The sequence below is a fragment of the Sphingomonas sp. genome (assembly GCF_029239295.1).
GTDB lineage: Bacteria > Pseudomonadota > Alphaproteobacteria > Sphingomonadales > Sphingomonadaceae > Sphingomonas.
The window spans coordinates 81,360-107,609 of the sequence record NZ_JAQZBC010000004.1 but is presented as its reverse complement, the minus strand read 5'-3'; the positions used below and the strand labels follow the sequence as shown (position 1 = coordinate 107,609).

Here is a 26,250-nt window from a genome sequence, read left to right as displayed (position 1 = left end):
GACGCCCTCCTAGTGCTGCCTGAGCGTGGTGCGGGGCGACTGTTAGACGGGCACGAAAGCGTTTTTGCTGCGGTCCTTGCGGACTTTCGTGCCGTCAAAGATCGTCCCGTTCATTGCGATCCATACGCCTGGCGGTGCCACTTGCGCAGTGGCGAACGCCATTCCCAGATTGAACGCGGCATCGCTCTCAGCAAATCGTGCCGGCGCTAGCGCCCCCACCAACACTACTGTTTTTCCCGCGAGACCGCTGAGCGCCTGCGCCGTTTCGGTCATCGTATCGGTACCGTGAGTGATCACGATCCGGTCTTCGGGGGCTTGGGCCACCGCGTCCCGGATCGCGGTGCGATCGTCATCCGTCAGCTCCAGGCTGTCTTTTCGCATCAGTCCCATGATCCGGTGCGGCAAAGTAACCCGCGCGGTTTGAAGCAGTCGGTCGACCACGGAATCGCCGATCTGATACGTGCTCAGCGCATCGAAATAGAGCTTGTCGATCGTTCCACCGGTGGTGAGGATCAGCACTTGCGACACGGGCAATACTCCGCCGTTCTGGGACCACCTGCGCCCTTAACGAAGTCGCCGTGGATCGAAAGACCTCGCGTGAGCGCGACAGCGATCAGGCCGCCGCGCGTGCCTTCGATGGGGCGGGATTCGCAAATTCCATGCTGTCGTCGACTGATCCGAACCGTAACGCCATCACGTCCAGGGCGTAATTCTGGTTCAGCCGCCACGGCTTGCGATCGCCCTGCTTCGGCAATTGCTCCGCCACCCGCTGGATATAGCCGGACGAGAAATCAACGAATGGCTCTTCGCCTACGGGCACATTGCCGATCCGCGGCGTCGCCTGCCGCATGCCGCGCTTCTTCATCGTGTTGAGCACCCGGCACAGGTACATCGCGACCAAATCGGCCTTCAGCGTCCAGGAGGCGTTCGTATAGCCGAACGTGAAGGCAAGGTTCGGAATGTCCGAGAACATCATCCCCTTATACTGCAGGGCGGCGGACAGGTCCTTTGTCACACCGTCTACCACCGGCGCGATCCCGCTCAGCAGCTTCACCTCCAGCCCGGTGGCGGTCACGATAATGTCGGCTGGCAGCACCCGCCCGGACGCGAGCGCAATACCCTCCGGCGTGAACCGCTCGATCGTGTCGGTGACGACCTCTGCCTTCCCGGCCTTGATCGTATCGAACAGGTCGGCATCGGGGACGAGGCAAAGCCGCTGATCCCACGGATTGTAGCGCGGGGTGAAATGCGTCGCCACGTCGTAGTCGGGGCCGAGATGCTCCCGCACCTGGTCCAGCAGCTTCTGCTTCACCTTCTCGGGCTTTTTCCGGGTCATTCGGTAAAAGATCATGCCGAACAGCACGTTCTTCCATCGCGTGATGCCGTAGGCGGCGTGTTGCGGCAGCTTTGCGCGCAGCCAATTGGCCACGGAGTCCTGCGCCGAGCGTGACACGACATAGGTGGGTGAGCGCTGCAGCATCGTGACGCTGGCCGCGCGCTTCGCCATTTCCGGCACCAATGTGACGGCGGTTGCGCCGCTGCCGATCACGACCACGCGCTTGCCGGAATAATCCAGATCCTCCGGCCAGAATTGCGGGTGGACGATAGTGCCGCCAAAGTCCTCCTGCCCAACGAAGTGCGGGGCGTGACCACGCTCATAATCGTAATAGCCGGAGCACATGTGGAGAAAATTGGCCGTGAACGTAACCGGTCCGGCCGCCGTGTCCGCCGTCACCGTCCAGCGTGCGTCGGGGGTGGACCAGGACATGCCGGTGACGCGATGACCCAGGCGGATGTTGCGGTCGATGCCCCCCTCACGCGCCGTATCCTCGATATATTCACGGATCGATGGGCCGTCGGCGATTGCCTTCGCCTTAGTCCAGGGCCGGAAATTATAGCCGAGCGTGTGCATGTCGCTGTCCGAGCGGATACCGGGATAGCGGAACAGGTCCCACGTCCCGCCGATCGCTTCCCGCCCCTCGAGAATCAAATAGGATCTGTCTGGGCAGCGGCGCTGCAGATGATGCGCCGCGCCAACGCCCGACAGCCCTGCGCCCACGATGATTACGTCGACATGTTCGGTCATGGCCGATGCTCTCCTTGTGCAGGAGCGTATCGCATCATGTGAGACGGGGAAAGGGAGCTGACTTACTGCGGTGTAAGTAAGCTCCCTCCCCGGCCCTCAATAGTCCTTCGAGTAGCGAAGCTGCGCGTTCGACCCTCCGAACGAACCGGCCTGGGTCAGCAGGCTGAGCGAGCGGCTGAGCGCGATCGTCAGCTGCGTCGCGGTGAAGCCACGGGCGTCGGTGACAATCTCGACATAGATATTATCCGTGAGATACTTGCCCGCCGCCAGTGCCGTGCCGCGGCCAGTGGCATCGTCAGCGCCCAGGATGCGCAGGCGGTCGAAGCCGGTTGCCGAGCGCAGCTTGCCCAGCGGATTCAGACCGCCGCCCGATCCGCGCAGCGAGTTAAGCGCAGACGCGAGCTGAAGCGCCTCCACTGCCGAAAGGTTTTCGGGGTTTGTGCCGAACAACAGTCGGCTCAGCACCTCGTCCTGCGGCAGCGTCGGGTTAGACGTGAAGGTGATCTGCGGCCGCTGACCGGTGCCGCCGATGTTGATGACGAAGGTCACGCCGTCATTCACGGTCGTCGCGCGGATGTCGATGTCCGGATCAGTCATCGCGCCACCACGGAAGCGGACGCGGCCCTGCTCCAGCTCGAACTGCTTGCCCGCGAAGGAGTAAGTACCACGTACCAGGTCGAGCCCGCCGCTGATCACAGGCGCCGCGGACGTTCCGCCGACCCGGATGTCGGCCTCCCACTCGCTCTCCAGCCCCATGCCGGACACGAACAGCTGGTTGTCGGCGCGCACGCGGATATCGAGCTTGAACAATCCCATCGACTGGGGTTCGGCCTGCGGCCGATCGGTGATCCGCGCAGGCTGGATGTCGCTCTTCCGACGCACCCCGGTCAGCTCGGGCACTTCCGCCGCGCCCTGCCGGATGATCTGGTAGCGCGCCTCGGGGATCGTCAGGTCAGCGCGGATGAGCCCGCCGCCGCGACCGTTGGTGACCGATAGCGTGCCGGTCGCCGTGGCGCCCAGCGAGTCCGAACGCGCGAGGCGAGCGTCCTTCAACTGCGCATCGATCTTCATCGGATAGCCCTGATCCGCCGCCAGACTGACATATCCCTGCGCCTGGACCGATCCGTCACCCGCACGCGCCGTCAGGCTGTCGAGTTGCAGGCGATCGTTATTGAACCGTGCGCGCACCGCCATGTTCGAGAGGCGAGTGCCGAAGCTCTCATTGTCATAGGTCAGACTGTCCGCGCGGATGAGACCATTTAGGCGCGGTGCTGAAACCCGTCCGGCGAAATCCGCCGCGACTACGATCGGGCCGCTCAGTTGCTGATCCGCGAGGCCAGCGAGGCTGAACAACACGCCCGAAGGGCCATTGTAGCGTATGCCCCCGCTGAGCGGCGCGGCCATCAGGCGCGACGCCCAGGACCCACCGCCGCCGATTGGGCGAAGGAAGGCCTGCATGCGGCCCACCGTGGTGGCGCCGCGCTTCACCAGCGCACGCGCTTCCGCGCCGCTTGAGACCAGACGGCCGGCGAAGACGACATCGACCGGCTCAGACACGGTGGCCAGGCTTGACCGCTGGAAGCCAGTGATCGTCATCCGTGCATCGGCTTGCGGCAAAGCGTCGGCGCTCGCCTGCGCGAAGTCGAGGCTGCCCGTCGCCTTGCCGCCAAGGCCGAGGTTGGGGACCAGCGCGTTGGCGATCGACAAGTCCATGCTGTCGAGCCGCATTTGCGCATTCACGCCGCGGCCGTAGGAGCCGGCGAGCCGCAGGCTGCCCTGGTCGAACACGATACGAGTCGGAGCAAGGCGGTACACGCCGTCGCTGCTGGTAATCCGCGCCGGATTGCCGGTGCGGAAGTTGATGTTGTTCGCCTGTCCCTGCAACGCCACCAGATAATTGTTAGGCGACAGCCGTGCATTCGCCGCGAGGCGGAAGGGTACGCTGTTGGACCCGGTGAACAGCGCCTGCGCCGTTCCGCTGCCGCCTGCGTAATTCACCTTCACGCGCCCGGCCTGGATCACCGTCGGGCCGTAGCGCAGGTCAGCGACCTGAGCGTCCGCCACCACCTGCGGCTGATCGTAGAGCACGATGTTGGCGTTCACGATCGCGCGGCCGATCACGAAATCGACATCGCCCGGGAAACGCGCAGCATTCGCGCGGGCGTTGATGGCGGCGGTCTGATAGCGCCCCTGCCCGCCCAGCTGCACGGTACCCCGCGTGCCCGACCCGGCAAATTGCACCCGCCCGCTGAACGGGCCGGCAGCGGTCTGCACAACGCGCCCGGCAAAGTTCACGCCGGCGAAGATCACGCGGCGGATGTCGATGGCCAGCTGCGCCCCCGGTGTGACCAGAACGTCGGCGTTGAACGGCCCATAGGTCGTCCCGCCCGTCGCCGTCACCGCATAGGCTCCGTTTCGCCCGACGATCCGGGCATTCAGATCGGCCAGGCCGATGCCGACACCCGGCCGCGGCGCGCGCAAATTGACGACTGGCGCCGCCGCACTTCCGCTCACGCGGGCGAACAGCGGGCCATATTGGTTGGAGTACGCATCCGCCGACACGGCTACGGCGCCGGTATTCAGGTCATAGCGCCCCTCGCCACGGGTCACGCGGAACAGCGGCGCCGTCACCTTCATGTTGCGGAATGTCACGATCCCGTCGGTGTCATAGCCGAAGTTCGTGAAGGCGACGGCATTGCCGCCCAGGAAGTCGCGCGCGCCTTCGTTGAAGATCTGGCGCGTCTGAACGCCCACGCGCCCGACGATGCCGAACCCGCCATTGGGCTTCGTCACCAGCTCCGCGTCAGTGTTCAGATTGAGGATGCCGACGCTCTCGACGCGATAATTGTTGACCCGGCCCTTCAGCGCACCGGTGTAGCGCCCCGTTTCCATATTCGCGGCGATGATCGCGGTTGCGTCGATCGTGTCCGAACGGATGCGAAGGTTGTCCGACAGAATCGTCGGCATGTCGATCGCGATGTCGCCATCGATGCGCACATTGGTGGTGAGGCCACCCAGCGCAGGGTTCAGCCCCGAAATCCGCCGGGCGCGTCCCTGCACCGGCACGAGGATACGGTCGGCATCAATCCGGGCGAGCCCCTCGGCATAGAGGTTTTCGACGGTCGTTTCGGCAAAGCCAAGCGTGGTGGCGCGAACCTTATAGTCCACCGTCGGCGTCGCGAAGGCACCGTTCAACACGACGCGGGCGAGCACGTCGCGGCCGCGCAGGTTGGGCGCGATCGCACCCGGCGTCAGCAGCTTTGCGTCCACCGCAAAGTTGCCGAACCGGCTGTTCGCCAGATCAACGATGCCCCCACCGTCGACCGCCAGCGCGCTGGAGCGAAGTTTGAACCGCGTGTCGGCGCGGCGCTCGGCCAAGGTCGAATCGATCGCCACGTTCAGTTGCGGCGCCGTCAGCCGCTCGACCGGCCCTTCAAGGTAGAGGCCTGGCCGGGTGGAGCCGCGGACGGCGATACGCCCATCGCGTGCCGACAGGTTGAGATCAGCGAGCTGCCCGCCGCCCAGCGTGGCGTTCAACTTGCCCTGCCACGATTGCCAGCTGCCCCGGCCGTCGATCGTCGCGGTCAGCGGTGCCTTTGTCCCCGCCAGCCCGGACACGAGACCACCGGCCGGTGCGAACAGCCGGGCATCGATCGTCAGCTTGTTATCGTCCGGCACCGCATCCAGCCGAAGGCGAAGCGTGTCCCCGCCGGCGACGCCAGGCCCACGCAACGCGCCGGCATCGACCATCAGCTGCACTCGCCGGTCGGCAATATGCGCCGAACCATCGATCCGCGCGATGTGACGACGCCCGGCGACCGGCGGCTCCATAACGAAGCGTGCGACGCGCAGGCGATCGATATCGATGTCCAGATCGGGCAGCAGCGGCGCGTTCGGATCGCTCGGCTGGGCGATCAGCTCGGGATTGCGCGCCATGGTGATGAGCTCGCTCTGCAAGCTCTTCACATTGACGTGATTGTTGACGAAGGCGAACGGCCGCCAGTCAACGTCCAGCCGCGGCGACGTGATGAACACGCCCTTGGGATCGCTGACGCGCACGTCGGTGAGCACCATCCGGCCGTATAGCGAACCATCAATCCGCCCGACCTTGATGTTGAGGCCACCGGCCGTGGTGTAATTGCCCAGCTGATTGGCGACGAAGCGCCGCCCCGGATCGGTGTTGATGCCAAATACGATCGCCAGGAGCAGCAGGGCCAGTGCGGCCACCACAATGCCGATCCACTTGACGATGCGCTGCCACAGCGGCCGCCGCTCGATGATCACCTCGGTGGTGGCGGGTGCGTTTGCCTCGACCATCAGAATGCCTGCCCGATCGAGACGTAAAGCGCGACTTTGGGATCGCCCGGTCGCGGATTGAGTGGAGTAGCGACGTCGACGCGCATCGGGCCGAAATTGGTGTAGAACCGGCCACCAATGCCTGCGCCGAAGCGCAGATCGGACGCATTGGGGAACGTGCTTTCGTACGCGTTGCCGGCGTCGATAAACGGCACAATGCCGAAATTGCCGAAGCGGTAGCGCGCTTCGAGCGAGAATTCGTTGATGCTTCGGCCGCCGACGGGGCGCAGATCGGCGTAGTCGATTTCGCCATCCTCGTTCGGCTTCAACGACGATACCGGCTCCAGCGGGCCCAGGCGCTGGAACCCGTAGCCGCGCACCGAACCGCCACCGCCGCCATAATACCGCCGCGAGGGCGCCAGATCGTCACGCGAAATGCCGACGATCGAGCCCGCACGCGCCCGGCCTGCGATCACCAGGCTTTCGGTCACAGGATAATAGGCCGTCGCCTCGATCATGGTTCGCGCATAGGGCCGCACCTCTCCCTGCACCGATGCCTCCGGGCTGACGTTCAGCTTCAGGCGGAAGCCGCGTGTCGGGTTCAGCAGGTCGTTGGACTTATCCCACACAGCCTGAGTCGGCAGGGCAGCGATACCATAGGTTCGCCGCACGCGCTCATTGCGCGCAAAATCGAACACACTCTCGTTCGTGGCAACCAGCTCGCCGCCATAGGCGTAGGTGAATTGCTTCTGCCACAACGGCGTGGAGTCATAGGCCCAGCGCGCGAAGATTGACCCAGTGTAGGAATCAAACGCATCGTAGCTGGAGTGGCTGGCGGTCAGGCCGGTGAAGAAGCTGCGATCGCGCCGCCCGGCATTCTGCCGCCGGAACGTGGCTGCTGCGCCTTGCTGCTGCGTCCCCGCCACCGCCGCCAGGATCAGCGCGCCTTCGGGCGGGAAAAGATTGCGATGGGTCCAGCCACCCTCCAGCTTCACGCCCTCGCCGGTGCCGTAGCCTGCGCTGCCGGCAAGACTGCGCCACGGGCCCTTGGATTGACGGACCAGCATGTCGACCTGTTCGGTCCCGTCCGGGCCGGGCCGGCCGGTCCGCACCGGCTCAACACCGATCGTGTCGAACAACCCGGTCGCAATCAGCGCCTCGCGCAGATCGTCGCGCATTCGGTTGTCGTACAACTCGCCCTGCTTGAACCGCGGGAAGATGCTGAGATGGTCGAGGTCGAACACCTTGTCGCCCTCGGTCCGCAGCGCGCCAAAGGATGACCGCGGGCCAGTTTCCACCGGCAGCGTGTAATCGCCCGTCAGCGTCTCGTCATCGAGCAGGATGTCGCGCTGCCCCACTTCAACGAAGGGATAGCCACGCTGCGGCAGCACCAAGGCGACATTCGCCTCGGCACCCTGAATGCGGGCAGCCTCGATCGGCTCTCCCGTTTTCAGCGGCAGTTGCTCGCGGATCAGATTGGGCGGCACCGTCGGGTTCGCGACGACGTTGATGGTACCCAGCTTGAAGATCGGCCCCGGCGTTGCGGTCAGCACGACGCGCAGGCGCCCCGGTTCGTTGGGGATGCTCTCCAGTGCCATGGTGGCGGTGCCGTCGTAATAGCCCAGCGATTTCATCAGCCGGACGGCAAGCTGTTCGTCCTCCCTGCCGCGCGCATTGACCTGGGTGGCGTTCACGGCTTTCCCGCCGCCTTCACGGAGCGCCGAAAGCGACATGAACTCGTCCTCCAGCCCGATCTCTTTCAAGCCGCGGACAACGGTTTCGTACCTGATCTCGGGCGCGTCGGCGCCCTCGACGTCGGCCGCCGTCTGCAACGGCACCGTATCTGTTGCGCTCAGCGGCTGCAGCGGCTGATCCAGCGCCGGATCCTCAGGCGTTGGCGGTGGCAGGGTGTCAGCGGTAGGGGCGCCGCTCCTTGGGGCACCGGCGGATGGCGTTCCGGACGGCAGCGACTGCACCGTCTGCTGAGGCATCGGTTCAAGCGGCGCGTTGATGTCGTCGGAGAGGGACGGCAGAGCGGCATCGAATGTCGCGTCGGAGACAATTGGTTCGTTGCTCTGCGGATCTTGCGCGGCAGTCGCGGATTTAGGCGCGTCAGGCCCAACAGCCGGAGCGGTACCAGGCTTCGCCATCTGTCCGTTCGCCGCTGACGATGCAGCAACCAACGCAACCGCAAGCCACCGATGACACCCCGAATTGAACCGCACAAACGCCCCTTCTTATCGCCGGGACGTCCGATGTTTCGAATCCCCCGGTTGCTGCAACGCCTTGTGGAACGATAAGTTTCCGCAACGTAACCAGTGCGACAAGTTGCGACATGTTCAGGGTGGCAACCCCCGTCGAAACCGATTACGCGACAGACATAACGATGCCACTGGGCTGTCGCACCGGAGCGACCGCTTTCTGCGGAGATCATGGTCAATGTATCGAGCGATTGTTCGGTCACCCGCGGGTGCCCGGTCGGCGAGGGATCTGACGGGCAAGCTGGATTGATGCGGTTGAAAGAGGTGCGAACGCTCGCGTTGCTAGGCGCAGTGGCTCTGGCGGCGTGCAGCAGCGAATCCGGAAAGCCGGCGGGAAAGGGTGACGGCGGCGGCCCGCCACAGGTGGGCTATGTCGTCGTGCAGCAGACGCGCGTCCCGCTGATGGCTGAGCTCCCCGGCCGAACCTTCGCCTATCAAAGCTCCGAGGTGCGCCCCCAGGTCAGCGGCGTCATCCAGAAGCGCTTGTTCAAGGAGGGTTCGCTGGTCCGTCAGGGCGAGCCGCTCTACCAGATCGATCCGAGCCTCTATCGCGCCGCAGTGAACGAGGCGTCGGCTGCGGTCGCGAGCGCGCAGGCCACTGCCGCCGCCGCCCGCGTCCGGGCCGAGCGGTTCCGCCCACTCGCCGAGATCGAGGCCGTCAGCAAACAGGACTATACCGACGCGGTCGCAACTCAGCGGCAGGCGGAGGCCAGCATCGCGCAAAACCGCGCGCAGCTGGAAACCGCGCGCGTCAATTTGCGCTTCACGACGGTTCCGGCGCCGATCACCGGCCGCATCGGCCGATCGCTGTTCACCGTCGGCGCGCTGGTCACCACCAGCCAGGCCGATCCGCTCGCGACGATCCAGCAGCTCGACCCGATCTACGTCGACATCCAGCAATCGGCCGCTGAGCTGTTGCGGCTGCGTCGCCAGCTCGCCAGTGGCGGGGCGCTTCCGGCAAGCGCCGCCGTCCGGCTGAAGCTGGAAGACGGCAGCGACTATGGCCAGACCGGCGTGGTCGAATTCTCCGAAGTGGTGGTCGATCAGCAGACCGGCACGGTCACCTTGCGCGCGCGCTTCCCCAATCCGAACGGCCTGCTGCTGCCGGGCATGTTCGTGCGCGCGGTCTTCGCCCAGGCGATCGAGGCTAACGCCTTCCTCGTCCCGCAGCAGGCGGTGACCCGCGATCCGCAGGGCAATGCGACCGTGTGGGTGGTGGACGCCAACAACAAGGCGCAGCAGCGCAAGGTGCAGACGGTCCGCGCCGATGGCACCAACTGGATCGTTACCGGGGGGCTCAATCCGGGCGACCGCGTCATCACCCAGGGAACGAACAGGCTAAGCCCCAATAGCGCGGTCCGTCCCGTGCCCGCGTCCGCACCGCAGCAGCCAAAGCCCCCCACGCCCGAACAGCTGAAGCAACAGCAAAAGGCAAAGGGCGACTGAGATGTCGCGTATCTTCATTGACCGTCCGATCTTCGCCTGGGTGCTGGCCATCATCGTCATGATGGCGGGCGTCGGCGCGATCATGGGCCTGCCGATTGCTCAATATCCTGACGTGGCGCCGCCGCAGGTGTCGATCCGCGCCACCTATCCGGGCGCCAGCGCGGAGACGATCGAGAATTCGGTCACCCAGATCCTGGAGCAGCAGCTCACCGGGATCGACGGCCTTCTGTATTTCTCCTCGTCATCCAGCTCGCGCGGGTCGGTGTCGATCACCGCAACGTTCGAAAAGGGCACCGATCCCGACATCGCCCAGGTTCAGGTCCAGAACTCGGTCCAGCAGGCGCTGACGCGATTACCGGCGCAGGTGCAGCAGCAGGGTGTGACCGTCCGCAAGTCCAATCCCGACTTCCTGATGATCGCCGGCGTCTATGACGAGAGCGACCGGATGACCAACCGGGACGTCTCCGATCTGATGACCTCCACGCTGCAGGACCCCTTGGGCCGTGTGCAGGGCGTCGGCGACACCAACGTCTTCGGCTCGCAATACGCCATGCGGATCTGGCTCGATCCGGCCAAGCTGGCGAGCTTCCAGATGATGCCCGGCGACGTGGTCAGCGCAATCCAGACGCAGAACACCGAGGTCGCCGCGGGCGAAATCGGCGGGCAGCCGATGCCCTCCGAACAAATGCTGAATGCGACGGTCACCGCGCAGTCGCGGCTTCAAACGCCGCAGCAGTTCCGCGACATCATCCTGAAGACGCTTCCGTCGGGCGCCACCGTGCGCGTCGGTGACGTGGCCCGTGTCGAACTGGGCTCGGAGAATTACAACGCCAGCAGCCGGATCAACGGCCATCCCGGCGCGGGCATCGCCATCCTGCTGGCGCCGGGCGCCGACGCACTGACCACGGCCGAGCTGGTAAAGGCGGAAATCGCGCGCATCGCGAAGACGTATCCGCCCAACATCAAGATCGCCTATGCGAACGATTCGACGGACTTCATCAAGCTGTCGATCGATGAAGTGGTAAAGACGCTGATCGAGGCGATCATCCTCGTCGTCATCGTCATGTTCGTGTTCCTGCAAAGCTGGCGCGCCACGCTGATCCCGACGATCGCGGTGCCGGTCGTGCTGCTCGGCACTTTCGCGGTCTTCTATCTCGCCGGATTCTCGATCAACACGCTGACGCTGTTCGGCCTGGTGCTGGCGATCGGTCTTCTCGTCGATGACGCGATCGTCGTGGTCGAGAATGTGGAGCGTCTGCTCGAAGAAAATCCCGACATGACGCCGCGCGAAGCGACGATCGAGTCGATGAAGGAAATCACCGTCGCGCTGGTGGCGATCGCCTTGGTGCTGTCTGCGGTGTTCCTGCCGATGGCGTTCTTCGGCGGATCGACCGGCGTGATCTATCGCCAGTTCTCGCTCACCATCATCTCGGCGATGGTGCTTTCCGTCGCCGTGGCGATCGTGCTCTCCCCTGCACTCACCGCCACGTTGCTGAAGCAGCGGCACAAGAAGGGCGAGGAACAGCACCAAGGCCGCTTCGCCCGCCACTTCGGATGGGCCAGCGAGCGCCTCGATCGTGCGAGCCACTGGTTCAACAGCAATTTCGAACGCGCCACTGAACGCTACGTCACCGCCACGCGGCGGGTGATCGATCGCAAGTGGCTGTTCGTCGCCATCTACCTCGTCATCGTCGCGTTGCTCGCGGTGCTGTTCCTTCGCCTGCCCACCGGCTTCCTCCCGACTGAGGATCAGGGCGGCGCGCAGGTGCAGTTCCGCTTGCCCGCGGGCGCGACCCGCGGCCGCACCGAAGAGGTGCAGAAGGCGGTCGAGCATTATTTCCAGGAATATGAGAAGGGCAACGTCCGTACGATGCTGACCGTCGCCGGCGGCGGCGGTGGCGGCGCGTCGGGGCAGAACACCGGTCAGGGCTTCATCTCGCTGACCGACTGGGCGGATCGAAAGGGCAAGGACAATTCGGCCGACGCGATCGTCGCACGCGCAGCGGCCGCCTTCCGCGCGTTTCGCGATGCGCAGGTCTTTGCGCTGATCCCACCCGCCATCCGCGGTCTGGGCCAGTCCGAAGGCTTCACCATGGAGCTGCAGAACACCGGCGGGCTTAGCACCAGCGAATTTGCCGCCGCGCGCGACAAGCTGCTGGCGATGGCCAATGCGGACTCAAAGCTGGCAGGCGTCCGCCTGTCGGAGCTGCCGGACATCGGCACCTTGCGGGTCAACACCGATCCGCAGCGGATCGCGGCTTTGGGCCTGTCGCAGACCGACGTGAACACGACCTTGTCGACCGCCTGGGGCGGCCGCTACGTCAACGACTTCGTCGATCGTGGCCGTGTGAAACGCGTGTTCGTTCAGGGCGATGCGCCCTACCGCGACAATCCCGACTCGTTGAACAAATGGTTCGTGCGTGGTGCGAACGGGCAGATGGCGCCCTTCTCCAGCTTCGCAACGACCAGCTGGTCACAGGCGCCGACTACCGTCTCACGCTTCAACGGCATCCAGTCGTTCGAATTCCAGGGCTCGGCCGCGCAGGGCGGCAGCTCGGGTGATGCGATGGCTCGGATCGAAGAGCTCGCCCGGCAGATACCAGGCACCAGCGTCGCCTGGGCCGGTATTTCCTATCAGGAGCGCCTGTCTGCGGGTCAGGCGCCGCTGCTCTACGGCCTCTCGATCATCGTCGTCTTCCTGTGCCTGGCCGCCTTGTACGAAAGCTGGTCGATCCCAATCGCGGTGCTGCTCATCATCCCGCTGGGCCTGATCGGCGCAGTCGCGTTCGTCACGCTGCGCGGGCTGACCAACGACGTCTACCTTCAGATCGGCCTGCTCACGACGATGGGGCTGGCGGCGAAGAACGCCATCCTGATGATCGAATTCGCCGAACAGGAAGAAAGGAAGGGCGCGCGCGTGATCGACGCGGCGTTGACGGCCGCCCGCATCCGCCTTCGCCCGATCCTGATGACCAGCCTCGCGTTCATCTTTGGCGTGCTCCCGCTCGCGATCTCGACCGGCGCAGGCGCGAATAGCCGCATCGCGATCGGCACGGCGGTAATCGGCGGCATGTTCACCGCGACCGTGCTGGCGATCTTCTACATCCCGCTGTTCTTCGTGCTGGTCCGCCGCGGCTTCCGCGATGGCATGGCGAAGCTGCGCGGCGACCCGACGGGGCATCGCCCCCCAGAGGACAACAATGTGCCGCCGCAAGGCACGCCGCATCTGGAGCAGTCGTGATGCGTCTCGTCCTGCCACTCCTGCTGAGCACGGCGCTGGCCGGATGCAGCATGGCGCCAAAGTACGTTCGCCCGGAGCTGCCGGTGCCGACATCGTGGCCGACCGGTGATGCGTATCTGCGGCAAAGCGAGGCCTCGCTGCCCAGCGTCACCTATCGCGACATCTTCCGCGACGCCCGCTTGCAGCGACTGATAGACCAGGCGCTCGCCAACAATCGCGATCTGCGCGCCAGCGTCGCCAATATCGAGGCCGCCCGAGCGCAATATCGTATCCAGCGGGCGGAGCTGTTCCCGCAGATCGACACTGGCGGCACGATTACGCGGCGCGAGATCGGCCAGCAGGCAGCGGGCGGCGCCTTCGCTGTCGGTGGCACCACCTATCAGGCGACTCTGGGCACCAGTGCGTTCGAACTGGACCTGTTCGGCCGTGTCCGCTCGCTCAGCGATGCCGCCCTTTCGCGCTATTTCGGGCAAGAGGCAGCGGCACGGGCGGTGCGGCTGACGCTGACCGGCGACGTGGCAAGCGCGTGGCTGACCTATGCTGCGGACCAGAGCCTTCTCAGCATCGCGCGCGATACCGCAGAGGCGGCGCGCCGATCGGTTGCGCTCACCCGTGCGCGCGTGTCGGGCGGGATCGCGCCGCGCACCGATCTGCGCCAGGCCGAACAGATCCTCGCCAGCGCGGAGGCGAATATCGCTAGTCAGCGTACGGCGCTGGCACAGGATGTGAACGCGCTACAACTGCTGGTCGGCGCGCCGATCGATCCGGCGCTTCTCCCCGCCTCGATCGAGGAAGCCGCCCGCACCGTGGCGGAGCTGCCTGCCGGGCTCGACAGCCAGATTCTGCTGCGTCGCCCGGATGTGGTGCAGGCCGAATATGACCTGCGCGCCGCCAATGCGGAGATCGGCGCCGCCCGCGCGGCTCTGTTCCCGCGCATTTCGCTCACAGGGCTGTTCAGCCTCGCCAGCACCGCGCTGTCCTCGCTGATCACCAGCCAGGCGCTGACCAAGACGGCGTCGGGCAACATCGCCTATCCGATCTTCAGCGCCGGCGCGGCCCGCGCTGGTGTGGAGCAGACGCGTGCACAGCAGCAGGCAGCGCTCGCGCGCTACGAGGGAACGATCCAGACGGCCTTTCGCGAAGTGGCCGATGCTCTCGCCCGGCGCGGGACGATCACTGACGAACTCGCCGCCACAGAACGGTTCGCGGCCGCCGCGCAGGATACCTACCGGCTTGCCGATGCGCGCTACCGCGGCGGCGTCGACACGTTCCTGACCACGCTCGATTCGCAGCGGTCGCTCTATGCGGCACAGCAGCAGCTGGTACAGACCCGGCTGATCCGCGCGACCAATCTCGTGACGCTATACCGCACGCTCGGCGGCGATTCGCAGCTGGCGGTCAGTCCTATCGGCGCTACCCCGTCACCGGTTCTGGCCGGGGAGCCGGCGCCTTCCCGTCCCTAATCGCAGCGCTGGCTACGGCTGGTACCACCGCAAATAACGGGAAAGCGGCAGAACCTTGTGTCGCCCCAACCGTTGTGCGCGGGCCTTGAGGAGACATGTAGTGAAGCCCAGCGACGCGGCGGAAACGGTGGTCGGCCCGCCCTCCCCGCTTCTTGCCTTGACCGAATTGCCCCGCGCCTTGCTTGAATTCGGCATGTTGCCGTGGGCGACGCCGGCACTGGCCAGCGTGCCGCACGGTGACGGCCACCCGGTGCTGGTCATTCCCGGCTTCAACGCGTCGGACAAGTCGACGCGAATCCTGCGCTTCTACCTGCGGCGGCTAGGCTATGACGTGCATGGCTGGGATCTTGGCCGCAACCGCGGGCCGCGTTCGATCGGCGCTGAGGGCGAAAAGCTGATCGAGCGGCTGGAGGCGATCCATGCGGCGGAGAACCGACGCGTCAGCGTGATCGGCTGGAGTCTCGGCGGCATCATGGCTCGCGTCGTCAGCCATCGCCGCCCAGCGCTCGTGCGCCAGGTGATCACTCTTGGCGCGCCATTCGCCGGCACGCCGCGCTCGACACGGGTGTGGCGGATCTACGAGTATCTCTCCGGTCACAAGATCGATGACCCGCTGGCACTGGGCTATATGGGGGAAGCAGCGCAGCCGCTTTCCGTCCCGTCCACCGCCATCTGGAGCCGCGAGGACGGCATCGTGCCTTGGGCGAACTGCGTCGAGCCCTGTTGCGCCACTACAGACAATATCGAGATTTTCGGCAGTCATTTCGGCATGCCGGTCAACCCCGCGGTCCTGTACGCGGTGGCCGATCGACTGGCGCAGCCCGAGGACGGCTGGCAGCCGTTCGACCGACGCGGGCTGGTGCGTGCGATGACCTATCCCAGCGCCGGTCACGCCTGATCGCATGCCGACGGCAACTCCGCCCGATGGCCGCGCCCGTCTATGGGCGGGGCCACCGGGGCAGCGCCTGATCAGTCGGCGGGGCGCGCGGGCTGCCCTGCCTGCGTCGGCCCGTAAAGCGCAGCGTTGAACAGGAATTTGAACGAGGGATAGGGCTGGCCACGCTGCGTGACTTCATTAGCCAGCAGATAGACCCGGCCTTGGCCCAGCGTACCGTCAATCACCATTGCGGTATTGTTCAGCGCCTTCTGACCCCAGGCCCAGCCCGACCGCAGCGGATCGTCGCTGGCGAACCAGGCGACGCGCCGCACGCCTGCCTGCCCCGGGACGGCGGCATAGGTCGGATTGTTGTTATAGAAGATGTCGAGCGTCTCGGGGATGCCATAGGCCAGCGGATCACTGGGATCGACCTTCGCCTGCAACACTGAACCGGGCACATAGAATTTGGTGCTCGGCAGCGGCACCCGCTTGCCCGATGCGTCGACGCTGGTCAGCGCATTGTACACCGGCAGCCCCATTTCAGCCCCAAGGCGTGTGGCGCCACCGACCGCGATCACCGTGCCGCCCGCCTTGGTGAAGGCAGTGAGTTGCGGCACCGTCTTCTCACTCGTGACATGGCCCAGCGTCGGCCGCCATTCGGCCGGCAGGTCGGCGGCGTCCGGCTGCTTCTGCGGCGGCCGTCCTTCGCGCCCCAGCACGTCGGACTGGAACACCAGCACGTCATACTTCGCGTTCAGCCCGCCCTTGTCGAGTTCCTGCGGATAGACGCGGGTGTACGGGAATTCGTATTTCTCGAAGATCCAGCGGTTCCATCCCGACGCCATCGAGCCACCGTAATGATCGACCAGCCCGATGCGCACTGCCTTCAGCTTCACCGTCTCGCCCGCGGGCTTGGCAGCGACCGCATGAGCGTCGATGCCGAGCGTCTTGACCGCCGTTTCGACGATCCCGTCGGCCTGCCCGCCCGCCGGAATCCACAGCGCCCCGGGGGCAAGCTGCTCTCCCGCCACCGTGACGCCCTGCGTCAGCCAGTAGATCGGCGTCCCGGCCTTCAGCAGCCGATTGGTCAGGATGAAGCTGTTGTTGGTCGCATGGCTGACGACATAGCCGGCGCCGCCCTTGCCGATCACGCGGCCAGTGGGCGGTGTCTGGATCACGTCTGCCACTACCGGGAAGTGCTGCGGCGCGCCGTCGAGTAGCCGATCGAACGTCACGTTCATCTGATACGCCAGCGTGTAGCCGGTGATGTCATACGGACGGATCGGTGGCCCGCCCAGATAGGCGAAGTCCTGCGGATGATCCTGCGGCTCGAACATGTCGAGCACGTGCGGGCGGAATGCCTGATCTGATCGCACGATATACGAACCGGCAGCATAGCGCTTTCCGCCGTAAGTGAACGGCCGGTCGGCCTGCTCCACCTCGACGCCGGTCTTTATGAGCGAGTTCAGGAAATCGACGGTGGTCGGCAGATCCGCCTGCTTGTCGACCGGCAGCACGAAGGCCCTCGGCGCGCGATATTGCGGGTTCTGCAGAACCGTCTTGTACAGCGATGACGGCACGATATCGCGCGTATTGTAGCCGGCCAGATCGTCCAGCGCGCTGCCGCCGCCGTCCTTCTTCAGGCTTTCGGCCGCGGCCTTCACTGCGTCGATCCGCTTAGGGGTGACCACCCAGCTGTCCTCGCTACCCTTCTGGATCTGGTTGCGACCCATCACGTAGCGGTTGAACAGCACCGTCTCACGATTGCGCGAGGCGTAGTCGAGGATCGCCCGCGACATTTCCTTCACGTAATCGATCGACTGCTGGAAATGCCATTTCTGTGGCGCGATCGTCATCACGCCGTCTGACGTGGCCAGCTGCTTTGCCGGCACCAACGGAATTTCCATCGGGGTCGGGCTGCCGATAATCTCGGTCAGGATGCCGACCTGATTGTGGAAATAGCCAACCGTCCGGACACCGCCGTTGAACCACGTCGAATAAGGCGCGCCCGAGCGGGAGACCGATCCGCCCTTTCCCTGCGCGACCAGTCGCGCATGCATCGCGGTGCCGACCGCGTCGGTCTGGTTGATCACCAGCGGCTCGTTGTTGAAATTGTACGGATCGCGGAACGGCGGGATGAACACCACGGTGCCGACCGGCCCGGTCTGATGCTGGTTGTATAGGATCTGCGGGAACCACTCGCGATACGCCGCGCGGTTCATGTTGGTCGTCTCGGGCTGATGCGAGGCGTAGCTGTCGCGGTTGTTATCGTGCCCGACATACTTCTGGTAAAGCACTGGAATTGTGTTGGTACTGCGCTTCGCCTTGTCGGTGGGGCGCATGTACCAGTCGGCCACCAGATCCAGCCCATCGGGATTGGCGAAGACGTACAGACCAACCGTGTCTTTCAGGATGCGTGTCGTCTCCGGGTCGGTCCGCGTCAGCATCTCATGGATCAGCTGGACGTGGCTTTGCGCGTTGACGACTTCGGTGGCGTGCAGCCCGGCGTCGATCCAGACGACTGCCTTGCCCTGATCGGCAAGTGCCTTCGCTTGTGCATCGGTCAGTCCCTTGGCCAGCGCGAGCTGCTGCGAGATCCCGCGGTAGCGATCAAGGTTGCGGATGTTCTCCGGCGAGGAGATGATCGCCATATATTGCTCGCGGCCTTCGGCGGTTTTGCCGATGCTGACGAGCTTGATCCGGTCACTTTCCTGCGACACCTGCTGAAGCCAGGAGACGATCTGCTTGTAATTGGCCAGGAAATAGTCCGACCCCGGCTTCGTCTTCAGCACCGCGACCGGATCGGTCACGGTCCGCGACTGCGCGGTCGCAGCACCGCTGGCGAAAACGATCGACAGCCCGGTGGCTGCCAGCATCAATGCACGCATCGTGATCCGCTCCCCTGTTTACTTCGCCCCTGCCAGCATCAGCAACGTGCCAAGGCTCACCGCCATGCTGTCCACATCCTTCGCCTTGTCGATCACCATCGCTTCTTCCAGCGAATGAGCCCGCATCGTCTGGAACCCGGACCCTAGCGTCACCGCCGGGATGCCAAGGCTCATCGGAATGTTGGAATCGGTCGATCCCGCGCCATAGCTGGGGGTGAACCCCGCCGCCTTGGTGACTGCGGTCGCGATCTGGACGATGTCGGTCGTCGGCGCCGTGGTGCCGACCGGCCGGTCGCCGACCTGCTTCGCCTCATAGGTGATCTTGCCCTTGGCAGTCGATCGCGCGGCATTCTCCGCCGCGACCGCACCAGGCAACATGCCCAGGAAGTTCTTTTCCACTGTGTCGAGTTCGGCCTTGCCGACCGAGCGCATGTCCACCGTCATCGCGGTTGCGAACGGGATCGAGTTGACCGAGGTGCCCCCCTCAAGCAGCCCGACGTTGTATACCGTGCGCGGATCGCTCGGCACCTTCATCTTGCCAAATTCGACCATGGCATTGGCCATCGCATAAGCCGGGTTCACTAGCCCGAAATCGCCCATTGAATGGCCGCCCGGTCCCGAAAACGTGACCTTGTACCGCTTTGACCCCACACCGGCATTGGTGATGCGGCCGGCGCGGCCGGGCTCCAGCGAAATGAAATACCCGATCTTGTCCTTCAGCGGCCCCTTGGTGAACAGGTACCGCGTTCCGCGAAGATCGCCCGGTCCCTCCTCGCCGACGTTGCCCATGAAGACGATGTCCGACTTGGTGGTATATTTCGCCTCGTTCATCGCCCGGATGAACGCCAGCAGCACTGGAAGGCTCGACGTGTCGTCACCGATCCCCGGCGCGTAGAGCATGTTGCCGTCTCGCCGCACCTTCACGTTGGTGCCCTCCGGGAATACGGTATCGAGGTGCGCGGTGATGACGATCAGCGGCCCGCCGCCGGTCCCCTTGCGCGTGCCATACACATTGCCCTCAGCGTCGGTGGTAAGGTCCGTCAGCCCCTCGGCACGCAGCATCTCCAGGAAAGCGGCGCCGCGCTTCGTCTCCTTGAAGGGCGGAGCCTCAATCTCAGTGAGCGTGATCACATCGGCGACGATCCGATCGTGATCGGCCGACAGCTTGGCCTTGGCGGTGGCAAACTTCGGGCTGGAAAGCAGAGACTTGGCAGCTGCATCTCGATTTTGCGCGAGTGCCGCCGCGGGCGTCATTGCGCTTGCGAGCAAAGCCAAGGTCATCAGCGTCTTCATTCGTGCCCCCTCGTTGCAACTGTCCCGTGGACCGTCATGTCAGCGGCGGCGCATCGCACCATCAATGCCGCGTCGACGATCCTTGCCTGCGCCGTGCCGCTCTTGCAGTCACGTCCGCGTTCCGATGCATGCTACTCGTGATCTCGCCGGGTACGAGCGCGATTTCGCGCCCTTGAACTGATTGATTGTTCAACGTCACATAACCGAAGGCTAAGTGGGCGCCGCCGCTTAGCCGCGCGCAAATGCCACCGTCCGCTCCGCCAGTACGTCCGTGGTGTCGATCATCGGCACCGGAAGATCGCCGTCAGCGATCACCAGCGGGACTTCGGTGCACCCGGCGATGACGACCTCGGCGCCCCTGTCCAACAGATGACGCGCGATCGCGCGTACGCCCTCTGCTCCACCGACAAGATCGCCCTGCTTGATCTGCCAGATCGCTTCCATGAATACCGCTCGCGCGGCTTCATCGGGCGTAATCGGAACGAGACCCTGCGCTTCCAGCGCTCGCTCGTACAGGCGCGCCTCCGCGGCACCGGCCACCGCCAGCACGCCGATCCGCCTGGCAGCTGGATGCTGTCGGTTCACCACTGCCACCCCCTCGTCGATCAGGTGGATGAACGGCAGCGGCGTTGCGGCACGCACGGCGTCGGCAAAGGCGTGGGCCGCGTTGCAGGGCATCGCCAGAACCTGCGCCCCCGCCGCCGCCAGGCCGCGCGCCATGTCGGCCAGCGCGGGGGCGGGCGACGGCCCGGTCCCGGCGATCGCCGCATTGCGATCCGGCAACCTGGGATTGCTGTCGACGATCACCCGCACATTGTCCTGCTCCCGCGCGGCGTCGCGTTGAGAGTGGCGCAGGATCTTCGCCATGAAATCGATCGTGGCGGCGGGCCCCATGCCCCCCAACACACCGATGACGAGCGGGCGCCCGGTCATCAGAACGTGGCGCCCTCGGCAAATATCGACTGATAAGCGAACAACACCGGTGATCCGCCCGTGTGCACGAACAGCACGCGCTCATCGGCGCCAATCTCGCCCGATCGCACCAGGCCGATCAGCCCGGCCGCTGCCTTGCCGGTATAAACCGGATCCAGCAGCGCACCTTCGAGCGACGCGAACAGCCGCACTGCCTCCACCATCTCCTTGGTGGGCAGCGAATAGCCCGGCCCGACCCACTCGTCGCGGCACTCGATCGCTGCCGGCGTGATCTCGGGTGCGACCCCAGCCAGCGCGGCGACATCGCGCGCCAGGCGAAGGACGTTGGCTTCCTGCTCAGCGCGCGGACGCCGCACGTTGATGCCGGTCACGGGTATGCCGGCGCTGTTGCCGATCAGGCCAGCGACGATGCCTGCATGGGTGCCGGCGCTGCCGCTGGCGACCACGATCCGGTCGAACGCAATACCGCTCTCAAAGGATTGCTGCAGGATTTCTTCCGCACAGGACACATAGCCCAGCGCGCCCAGAGCGTTCGATCCACCGCCGGGAATGATATAGCCGCGGCGGCCCTCCGCGGCGAGATCCGCGGCGACCTTCTCCATCGCGCCTTGCAGATCGTCGCCCAGCGCGACGACCGTCACCGCCTCGACGCCGAGAAGATCGAACAGGAAATTGTTGCCCGATGCGGCCTCGTCATAGCTGTCCGGCACGCGCTGCTCGAGCACCAGACGGCATTTCAGCCCCTCGCGCACGGCGGCGGCCAACGTCAGGCGGCAGTGATTGCTCTGCACCGCGCCGACGGTGATCAGCGTGTCCGCTCCCTGCGCCAGCGCATCGGCGACCAGGAATTCCAGCTTGCGGGTCTTGTTGCCACCGCCGGTCAGGCCGAGCAGATCGTCACGCTTGATGAAAAGCTCGGGGCCGCCAAGTGCCTTGGAAAGATGCGGCATAGGCTCGATCGAGGTAGCGCCGGGCGTGTAGCGACGGCGCGCGAAACGCGCGAGATTCATGATGGTCGGCTCCGATCCTGCTGGTCGAGGCGTCTAACGCCCGGACGACCCTGTGAAGTTCCAAGATCGTCCGGCGCCGTGGTCGCCTGTCGTACGGACTGGAACGATCTGCTGGGTCGCAGTTCACATGGCCGCTTGCCGTTCCACAAGCTTTCAGTGTTGGCGGGCACCCATAGCGTTTCGGCAATCGTCCTCTTCGACGCCCGGCTTCTGCTCCTCGATCATGCCCGCCATCATGTCGGTGAAACTGCGCGCGATGCGTGACAGCGGTTGCGCGGCGAGATGCTGGACCGACAGGCCAAAGGTGATCGCCGGTTCGATCGGGCGGAAGTGCAGGTCGTCCCCGACGAACGCCTGCGCCGTGAACTGGTCGACGATCGCCACCCCCGACCCGCTGCGTGCCAGGGCGGCGGCGATATAGACAGACTTCACTTGGATCGCCGGCGCGCACTTCATCGCGCCCGCCAAAACGGGCGCGATCATGTCCCCGATGGACACGCTGGGCGCCAAGCCGATCAGTTCCTGCTGCCGCAGAAGATCGCGCGGTATCACGCTCAAATCGCTGTCGAACATGCCGTCCACGAACAGCGCGCCAACGCATCCCTGCCCCAGTGAAAAGGCGGCAATCTCCGGATCCCCTACGGCATGATGCCCGATCACGAAATCGCACTCACGCGACATCAGCGACGCGCGAAACTCGTCATGGTGGATCGCGGACACCTCGAACGTCACCCGCGGCCACTTCTGTCGAAAGCTGGAGATCGCACGCGGCACCTTCGCCAGCGCCAGCGAGGGGAGCACGCCAACGCGGATATGCCCCTCAGAGGGAGAGCGCAGGTTACGCGCCGCGCGCTGGAAGGTGTCGATCCGGCTGTGCAGGTCGTCCACTTCGCGGAACAGGATGTGCGCCTCTTCCGTCGGGGTCAGCCGCCCGCGCACCAGCGTGAAGAGCCGAAAGCCGAGCCGCGATTCGGCATGCTTCACGATCTTGCTGACGGACGGTTGGGAAACGTTCAGCAGGCGTGATGCCCCGCTGATCGATCCCACGGAATAGACGGCGTGAAACACCTCGATATGGCGCAGGTTCATGGCGGCCCCTGGTTTGTCTTGCTCCGGTCCCTGCTGCGGATTTTTATGGTTATGAAAGAACGATACCAGAAGGCGTGGCGTTCTCGCCAGACCCCTGGCGGTGCCAAACATAACTTTTTGTTCTAACCTGTTTACGGCTTTTGCGCGCCCGCTACCACAATCGCGGCAAACCTTGGCATCAATGTAGCAGTCATCCTCGCCGTGGCGACATCGCCGCGCTGGCAGGCGGCGTTGCGCAGCGCCCGATTTGCCGCTTAGCGTAATCAGCATGGCTCGACGCGCATTACGATGGTTGCTCAAGGTTACGCTCTGGTTCGTTGCCTTGTCGGTTCTACTTGTGGTGGCGCTGCGGTTCGTGCCGCCGCCCTTCACCTTCACCATGATGGGCGACCTGCTCGCCGGCCGCTCGGTCACCAAGAAGTGGATGCCGCTCGACCGGATCGATCCCGACATGGCTCGCGCTGCGATCGCGGGCGAGGACGCCAAATTCTGCAGCCATCACGGCTTTGATCTGGAGGCGATCGCCGGCGCTGCGTACCGCAACGCACAGGGCGGCCGAATCCGCGGCGGCTCCACGATCAGCCAGCAGACGGCAAAGAACGTCTTCCTGTTTCAGGGGGGCGGCTACATCCGCAAGGCGTTCGAGGCCTGGTTCACCCTGCTGATCGAGACGATCTGGGGCAAGCGCCGGATCATGGAGGTCTATCTGAACGTCGCAGAGACCGGCATCGGCACTTATGGCGTGGAGGCTGGCGCGATGCGCTACTTCAACCATTCGGCCAGCAAGCTGACGCCGACCGAGGCGGCACGCATCGCAGCCGTGCTGCCCTTGCCCAAGAAGCGCGCGGCGATCGCCCCCAGCGGCTTTGTTCGCCGCCATGGCAACACCATCGCCCGCTATGTCGGAGTGGTTCGCCGACAGGGGCTGGACGCCTGCGTTCGGCCATCCAACCCCTGAGCGGCAGATTACTTCGTTGAACCTTCGATCGCGTCGCCGGCCTTTTCGGCGGTATCACCGACGCTCTTGGCGGCCGAACTGATCGCGCGAGATTCCATGTTCTCGTTCTTCGACTGATTGAACAGGAAGAACGCTCCGATCACGACCACCAGCAACACGGCAAGCCCGATCAGCATGCCGCCACCGCCCCCACGCCGCTCGATAATCGTTGTATTCGGCGTGGAGGTCTCGGTCACACGTTCGTCGGTCATGTGTTTCTCCATCATTACTGATGAAGCGCAACGTTGGCCGATCGAATGTTGTTCCAGCGCTGCAATGATCTGCGGCGCCGTGAACAGATCAGAACGGCAGCTTGAAGCCCGGCGGCAGCGGCAGTCCGCTCGTCATCTTCGCCATTTCCTGCGACGATACGGCGTCTGCCTTCGCGCGCGCATCGTTGAACGCGGCAGCGACCAGATCTTCCAGCATCTGCTTTTCGCTCGCGACCATCAGCGAATCATCGATTGCGACTGACAGGATACGGCCCTTCGCCGTCGCCTTGATCTTCACCAGGCCACCGCCGGACACACCCTCGACTTCGATCTTGTCGAGCGTGTTCTGCGCCTCGTCCATCTGCTTCTGGACATTCTCTGCCGCGCTCTGCGCTGCGGCGAGAAGCTCGTTGATATCCTTCACGCGCTATTCCTCTTGTTAGGCCAATCGATAAGTTCGGCGTCGGGAAACGCCTCGAGAGCCGCTTGGACGATCGGCGAGGCGAGCACCGCCTGGCGCTCCGCCTCCGCCACTGCATCCTGCGTCTCCTTCAGCGTCGGTTCGCCCGGCGCATCAAGCAGGCTCAGCTTCCACGTGACACCCGTGATGGTCCGCAGGGCAGCCGCCGTTTCCGACAAGGTGTCGGCCGCGATCGGCCGGCTGCCGCTCAGCACGATCTCCGGCGGCTGATAGCTGACGATCCGCGCGCCATGCGCCAGCCGAACCGCCAGCAGATGATGGCCATGCGCCTCCATCTGCTCGACCAGTGCGGCGAATGTCGTCGGCAACTGCGGCGTAGCGGTCGCTTCCGCCGCCGCCGGCGCTGCAGGCGCCGGCGGTGCGGCGGGCGGCGTCGATCCGCTGCCATTCTCGCTCTTCGCGATCGCCTCACCCTTGGTGATCGCCCGCGCCAGTTCCCCCGGATCGGGCAGCGAGCGGGCATGGATCACACGCAGCAGCGTCATTTCCGCTGCCTCGATCGGCAGCGCGGCGCGTGCCACCTCGTCATGCCCCTTCAGCAGCAATTGCCACAGCCGGTGGAGCAGCGGGAACGACAGCCCCTCGGCCCATTCGCGATAGGCGGCGCGCTCTTCGGCGGGCTGCGCCAGATCTTCCGCCGTGCCCACCTTGGTCAGCGTGATGCCGTGAACCGCCTCCAGCAGGGCGCGCAGCACGGCGGTCGGATCAACCCCGAAATCATATTGTCGCCGTAGCGCGGCCAGCGCGCCGGGGGCGTCGCCCGCCAGCAGCAGCGACAGCAGATCGCGCACCGCGCCACGATCCGACAGGCCCAGCATCTCGCGGACGGCGGCGGCCGAAACGCCGCTGCCCTCGGTATCGGCGTGGGCGATCGCCTGGTCCAGGATCGACAGCCCGTCGCGCGCCGAACCCTCGGCGGCGCGCGCAATCAGCGCCAGCGCCTCCGGCTCCGCCGAGACGCCTTCCTTCGCGCTGACTGCTGCAAAATGCTCGGCCAGCTTCTCCGCCGGAATGCGGCGCAAGTCGAACCGCTGGCAGCGCGACAGCACCGTCACCGGCACCTTGTTCACCTCGGTCGTGGCGAACAGGAATTTCACATGGCCGGGCGGCTCCTCCAGCGTCTTGAGCAGCCCGTTGAAGGCGGCCTTCGACAGCATGTGGACTTCGTCGATGATGTAGATCTTGTAGCGCGCCGACACCGCGGCATAGCGCGACGCCTCGATGATCTCGCGAATGTCGTCGATACCGGTGTGGCTCGCCGCGTCCATCTCGATCACGTCGATGTGCCGGCCCTCTGCGATCGCGCGGCACGGCTCGCACACGCCGCAAGGGTCGATCGTCGGACCGCCCTCGTCATCCGGGCCGATGCAGTTCAGCGCCTTGGCGATCAGCCGCGCGGTAGAGGTCTTGCCGACGCCGCGAACGCCGGTGAGCAGAAAGGCATGGGCGATGCGGTCACGCCGGATGGCGTTCTCCAGCGTCCGCACCATGGCTTCTTGACCGATCAGTGCCTGAAAGGTCTGCGGACGGTATTTGCGCGCCAGCACGCGATACGCTTCCCCGCCACGCGATGGCTGCGCGGGTTCGTCCAGGCCGAGAAGAGAGTCGCTCATCACGGCCTATCTAGTGGCCGGCGGCCCCGTTGTCGAAGGGGCTGTTGCACGGAGGACGCCGTTG

17 protein-coding genes are annotated in these 26,250 nt (G+C 65.1%); 5 read left to right on the top strand and 12 right to left on the bottom strand.

All coding sequences use genetic code 11. The annotated features are described in order from the left end of the window. Nucleotides 1-42: 42 nt before the first annotated feature. The 4 genes from K0S66_RS05385 to K0S66_RS05370 all read right to left on the bottom strand — a co-directional run bounded on the left by K0S66_RS05385 (nt 43) and on the right by K0S66_RS05370 (nt 8,532). Nucleotides 43-534 (bottom strand): asparaginase domain-containing protein, encoded by a 492-nt coding sequence (locus K0S66_RS05385; protein ID WP_301074138.1) that lies wholly within the window; start codon nt 532-534, stop codon nt 43-45. A 79-nt stretch (nt 535-613) separates the two neighbouring features. Beyond that, nucleotides 614-2,086: an NAD(P)/FAD-dependent oxidoreductase gene (locus K0S66_RS05380; RefSeq protein WP_301074137.1), complete on the bottom strand. Its 1,473-nt coding sequence runs from the start codon at nt 2,084-2,086 to the stop codon at nt 614-616. A 96-nt stretch (nt 2,087-2,182) separates the two neighbouring features. Continuing rightward, the gene (locus K0S66_RS05375) at nt 2,183-6,403 is read right to left on the bottom strand and encodes a translocation/assembly module TamB domain-containing protein (RefSeq protein WP_301074136.1); all 4,221 of its coding nucleotides are present in this window, start codon (nt 6,401-6,403) and stop codon (nt 2,183-2,185) included. Further along, nucleotides 6,403-8,532: a BamA/TamA family outer membrane protein gene (locus tag K0S66_RS05370; RefSeq protein WP_301074135.1), complete on the bottom strand. Its 2,130-nt coding sequence runs from the start codon at nt 8,530-8,532 to the stop codon at nt 6,403-6,405. Before K0S66_RS05370 ends, K0S66_RS05375 begins: the two co-directional genes overlap by 1 nt. Before the next feature lie 360 nt (nt 8,533-8,892). Here K0S66_RS05370 and K0S66_RS05365 point away from each other — a divergent pair, with 360 nt between their 5' ends. The 4 genes from K0S66_RS05365 (at nt 8,893) to K0S66_RS05350 (ending at nt 15,691) form a co-directional block, all read left to right on the top strand. Continuing rightward, the gene (locus K0S66_RS05365; RefSeq protein ID WP_301074289.1) at nt 8,893-10,089 is read left to right on the top strand and encodes an efflux RND transporter periplasmic adaptor subunit; all 1,197 of its coding nucleotides are present in this window, start codon (nt 8,893-8,895) and stop codon (nt 10,087-10,089) included. Nucleotide 10,090: 1 nt separating this feature from the next. Then, nucleotides 10,091-13,330 (top strand): multidrug efflux RND transporter permease subunit, encoded by a 3,240-nt coding sequence (locus tag K0S66_RS05360; protein ID WP_301074134.1) that lies wholly within the window; start codon nt 10,091-10,093, stop codon nt 13,328-13,330. Beyond that, nucleotides 13,330-14,793, top strand: coding sequence for an efflux transporter outer membrane subunit (locus tag K0S66_RS05355; protein WP_301074287.1), 1,464 nt, complete (start codon nt 13,330-13,332; stop codon nt 14,791-14,793). Before K0S66_RS05360 ends, K0S66_RS05355 begins: the two co-directional genes overlap by 1 nt. A gap of 100 nt (nt 14,794-14,893) precedes the next feature. Continuing rightward, a complete protein-coding gene (locus K0S66_RS05350; protein ID WP_301074133.1) occupies nt 14,894-15,691 on the top strand; it encodes an alpha/beta hydrolase in 798 nt (265 codons plus the stop codon). Nucleotides 15,692-15,762: 71 nt separating this feature from the next. On the opposite strand, the gene K0S66_RS05345 is transcribed toward K0S66_RS05350, so the two are convergent. From K0S66_RS05345 to K0S66_RS05325, 5 genes are all read right to left on the bottom strand, one after another. Then, on the bottom strand, nt 15,763-18,558 hold the full coding sequence (locus tag K0S66_RS05345) for a M14 metallopeptidase family protein (RefSeq protein WP_301074132.1): 2,796 nt from the start codon (nt 18,556-18,558) through the stop codon (nt 15,763-15,765). 18 nt (nt 18,559-18,576) lie between these two features. Continuing rightward, nucleotides 18,577-19,851 (bottom strand): M20/M25/M40 family metallo-hydrolase, encoded by a 1,275-nt coding sequence (locus K0S66_RS05340; RefSeq protein ID WP_301074131.1) that lies wholly within the window; start codon nt 19,849-19,851, stop codon nt 18,577-18,579. 228 nt (nt 19,852-20,079) lie between these two features. Next, a complete protein-coding gene (locus K0S66_RS05335; protein WP_301074130.1) occupies nt 20,080-20,784 on the bottom strand; it encodes an amino acid racemase in 705 nt (234 codons plus the stop codon). After that, a complete protein-coding gene (locus K0S66_RS05330) occupies nt 20,784-21,794 on the bottom strand; it encodes a D-cysteine desulfhydrase (RefSeq protein ID WP_301074129.1) in 1,011 nt (336 codons plus the stop codon). Before K0S66_RS05330 ends, K0S66_RS05335 begins: the two co-directional genes overlap by 1 nt. A 153-nt stretch (nt 21,795-21,947) precedes the next feature. Beyond that, nucleotides 21,948-23,264 (bottom strand): LysR family transcriptional regulator, encoded by a 1,317-nt coding sequence (locus tag K0S66_RS05325; RefSeq protein ID WP_301074128.1) that lies wholly within the window; start codon nt 23,262-23,264, stop codon nt 21,948-21,950. Between K0S66_RS05325 and mtgA the strand changes: the two genes are divergently transcribed. Beyond that, nucleotides 23,152-23,841, top strand: coding sequence for a monofunctional biosynthetic peptidoglycan transglycosylase (gene mtgA, locus K0S66_RS05320; protein WP_301074127.1), 690 nt, complete (start codon nt 23,152-23,154; stop codon nt 23,839-23,841). The two genes, K0S66_RS05325 and mtgA, sit on opposite strands and share 113 nt — an antisense overlap. 8 nt (nt 23,842-23,849) lie before the next feature. Here mtgA and K0S66_RS05315 read toward each other — a convergent pair whose 3' ends face one another. The 3 genes from K0S66_RS05315 to K0S66_RS05305 form a co-directional block, all read right to left on the bottom strand. Then, a complete protein-coding gene (locus K0S66_RS05315) occupies nt 23,850-24,092 on the bottom strand; it encodes a hypothetical protein (RefSeq protein ID WP_301074126.1) in 243 nt (80 codons plus the stop codon). Nucleotides 24,093-24,180: 88 nt separating this feature from the next. Further along, a complete protein-coding gene (locus tag K0S66_RS05310) occupies nt 24,181-24,516 on the bottom strand; it encodes a YbaB/EbfC family nucleoid-associated protein (RefSeq protein ID WP_301074125.1) in 336 nt (111 codons plus the stop codon). Further along, nucleotides 24,513-26,186 (bottom strand): DNA polymerase III subunit gamma/tau, encoded by a 1,674-nt coding sequence (locus K0S66_RS05305; RefSeq protein WP_301074124.1) that lies wholly within the window; start codon nt 26,184-26,186, stop codon nt 24,513-24,515. The genes K0S66_RS05310 and K0S66_RS05305 overlap by 4 nt, the downstream gene beginning before the upstream one ends. Nucleotides 26,187-26,250 lie beyond the last annotated feature (64 nt).

What these genes read in the sequence shown, in the direction of transcription:
- K0S66_RS05325 (WP_301074128.1), bottom strand. Translation starts at nt 23,264, where the DNA reads ATGGTGAAGGTGAAGGGCGGCGGCACGAACCGCAGCGCCACCACAAGT.
- K0S66_RS05370 (WP_301074135.1), bottom strand. Translation starts at nt 8,532, where the DNA reads ATGGCGAAGCCTGGTACCGCTCCGGCTGTTGGGCCTGACGCGCCTAAA.
- mtgA (WP_301074127.1), top strand. Translation starts at nt 23,152, where the DNA reads ATGGCTCGACGCGCATTACGATGGTTGCTCAAGGTTACGCTCTGGTTC.
- K0S66_RS05380 (WP_301074137.1), bottom strand. Translation starts at nt 2,086, where the DNA reads ATGACCGAACATGTCGACGTAATCATCGTGGGCGCAGGGCTGTCGGGC.
- K0S66_RS05365 (WP_301074289.1), top strand. Translation starts at nt 8,893, where the DNA reads ATGCGGTTGAAAGAGGTGCGAACGCTCGCGTTGCTAGGCGCAGTGGCT.
- K0S66_RS05355 (WP_301074287.1), top strand. Translation starts at nt 13,330, where the DNA reads ATGCGTCTCGTCCTGCCACTCCTGCTGAGCACGGCGCTGGCCGGATGC.
- K0S66_RS05330 (WP_301074129.1), bottom strand. Translation starts at nt 21,794, where the DNA reads ATGAATCTCGCGCGTTTCGCGCGCCGTCGCTACACGCCCGGCGCTACC.
- K0S66_RS05315 (WP_301074126.1), bottom strand. Translation starts at nt 24,092, where the DNA reads ATGACCGACGAACGTGTGACCGAGACCTCCACGCCGAATACAACGATT.
- K0S66_RS05375 (WP_301074136.1), bottom strand. Translation starts at nt 6,403, where the DNA reads ATGGTCGAGGCAAACGCACCCGCCACCACCGAGGTGATCATCGAGCGG.
- K0S66_RS05360 (WP_301074134.1), top strand. Translation starts at nt 10,091, where the DNA reads ATGTCGCGTATCTTCATTGACCGTCCGATCTTCGCCTGGGTGCTGGCC.
- K0S66_RS05335 (WP_301074130.1), bottom strand. Translation starts at nt 20,784, where the DNA reads ATGACCGGGCGCCCGCTCGTCATCGGTGTGTTGGGGGGCATGGGGCCC.
- K0S66_RS05340 (WP_301074131.1), bottom strand. Translation starts at nt 19,851, where the DNA reads ATGAAGACGCTGATGACCTTGGCTTTGCTCGCAAGCGCAATGACGCCC.
- K0S66_RS05345 (WP_301074132.1), bottom strand. Translation starts at nt 18,558, where the DNA reads ATGCGTGCATTGATGCTGGCAGCCACCGGGCTGTCGATCGTTTTCGCC.
- K0S66_RS05305 (WP_301074124.1), bottom strand. Translation starts at nt 26,186, where the DNA reads ATGAGCGACTCTCTTCTCGGCCTGGACGAACCCGCGCAGCCATCGCGT.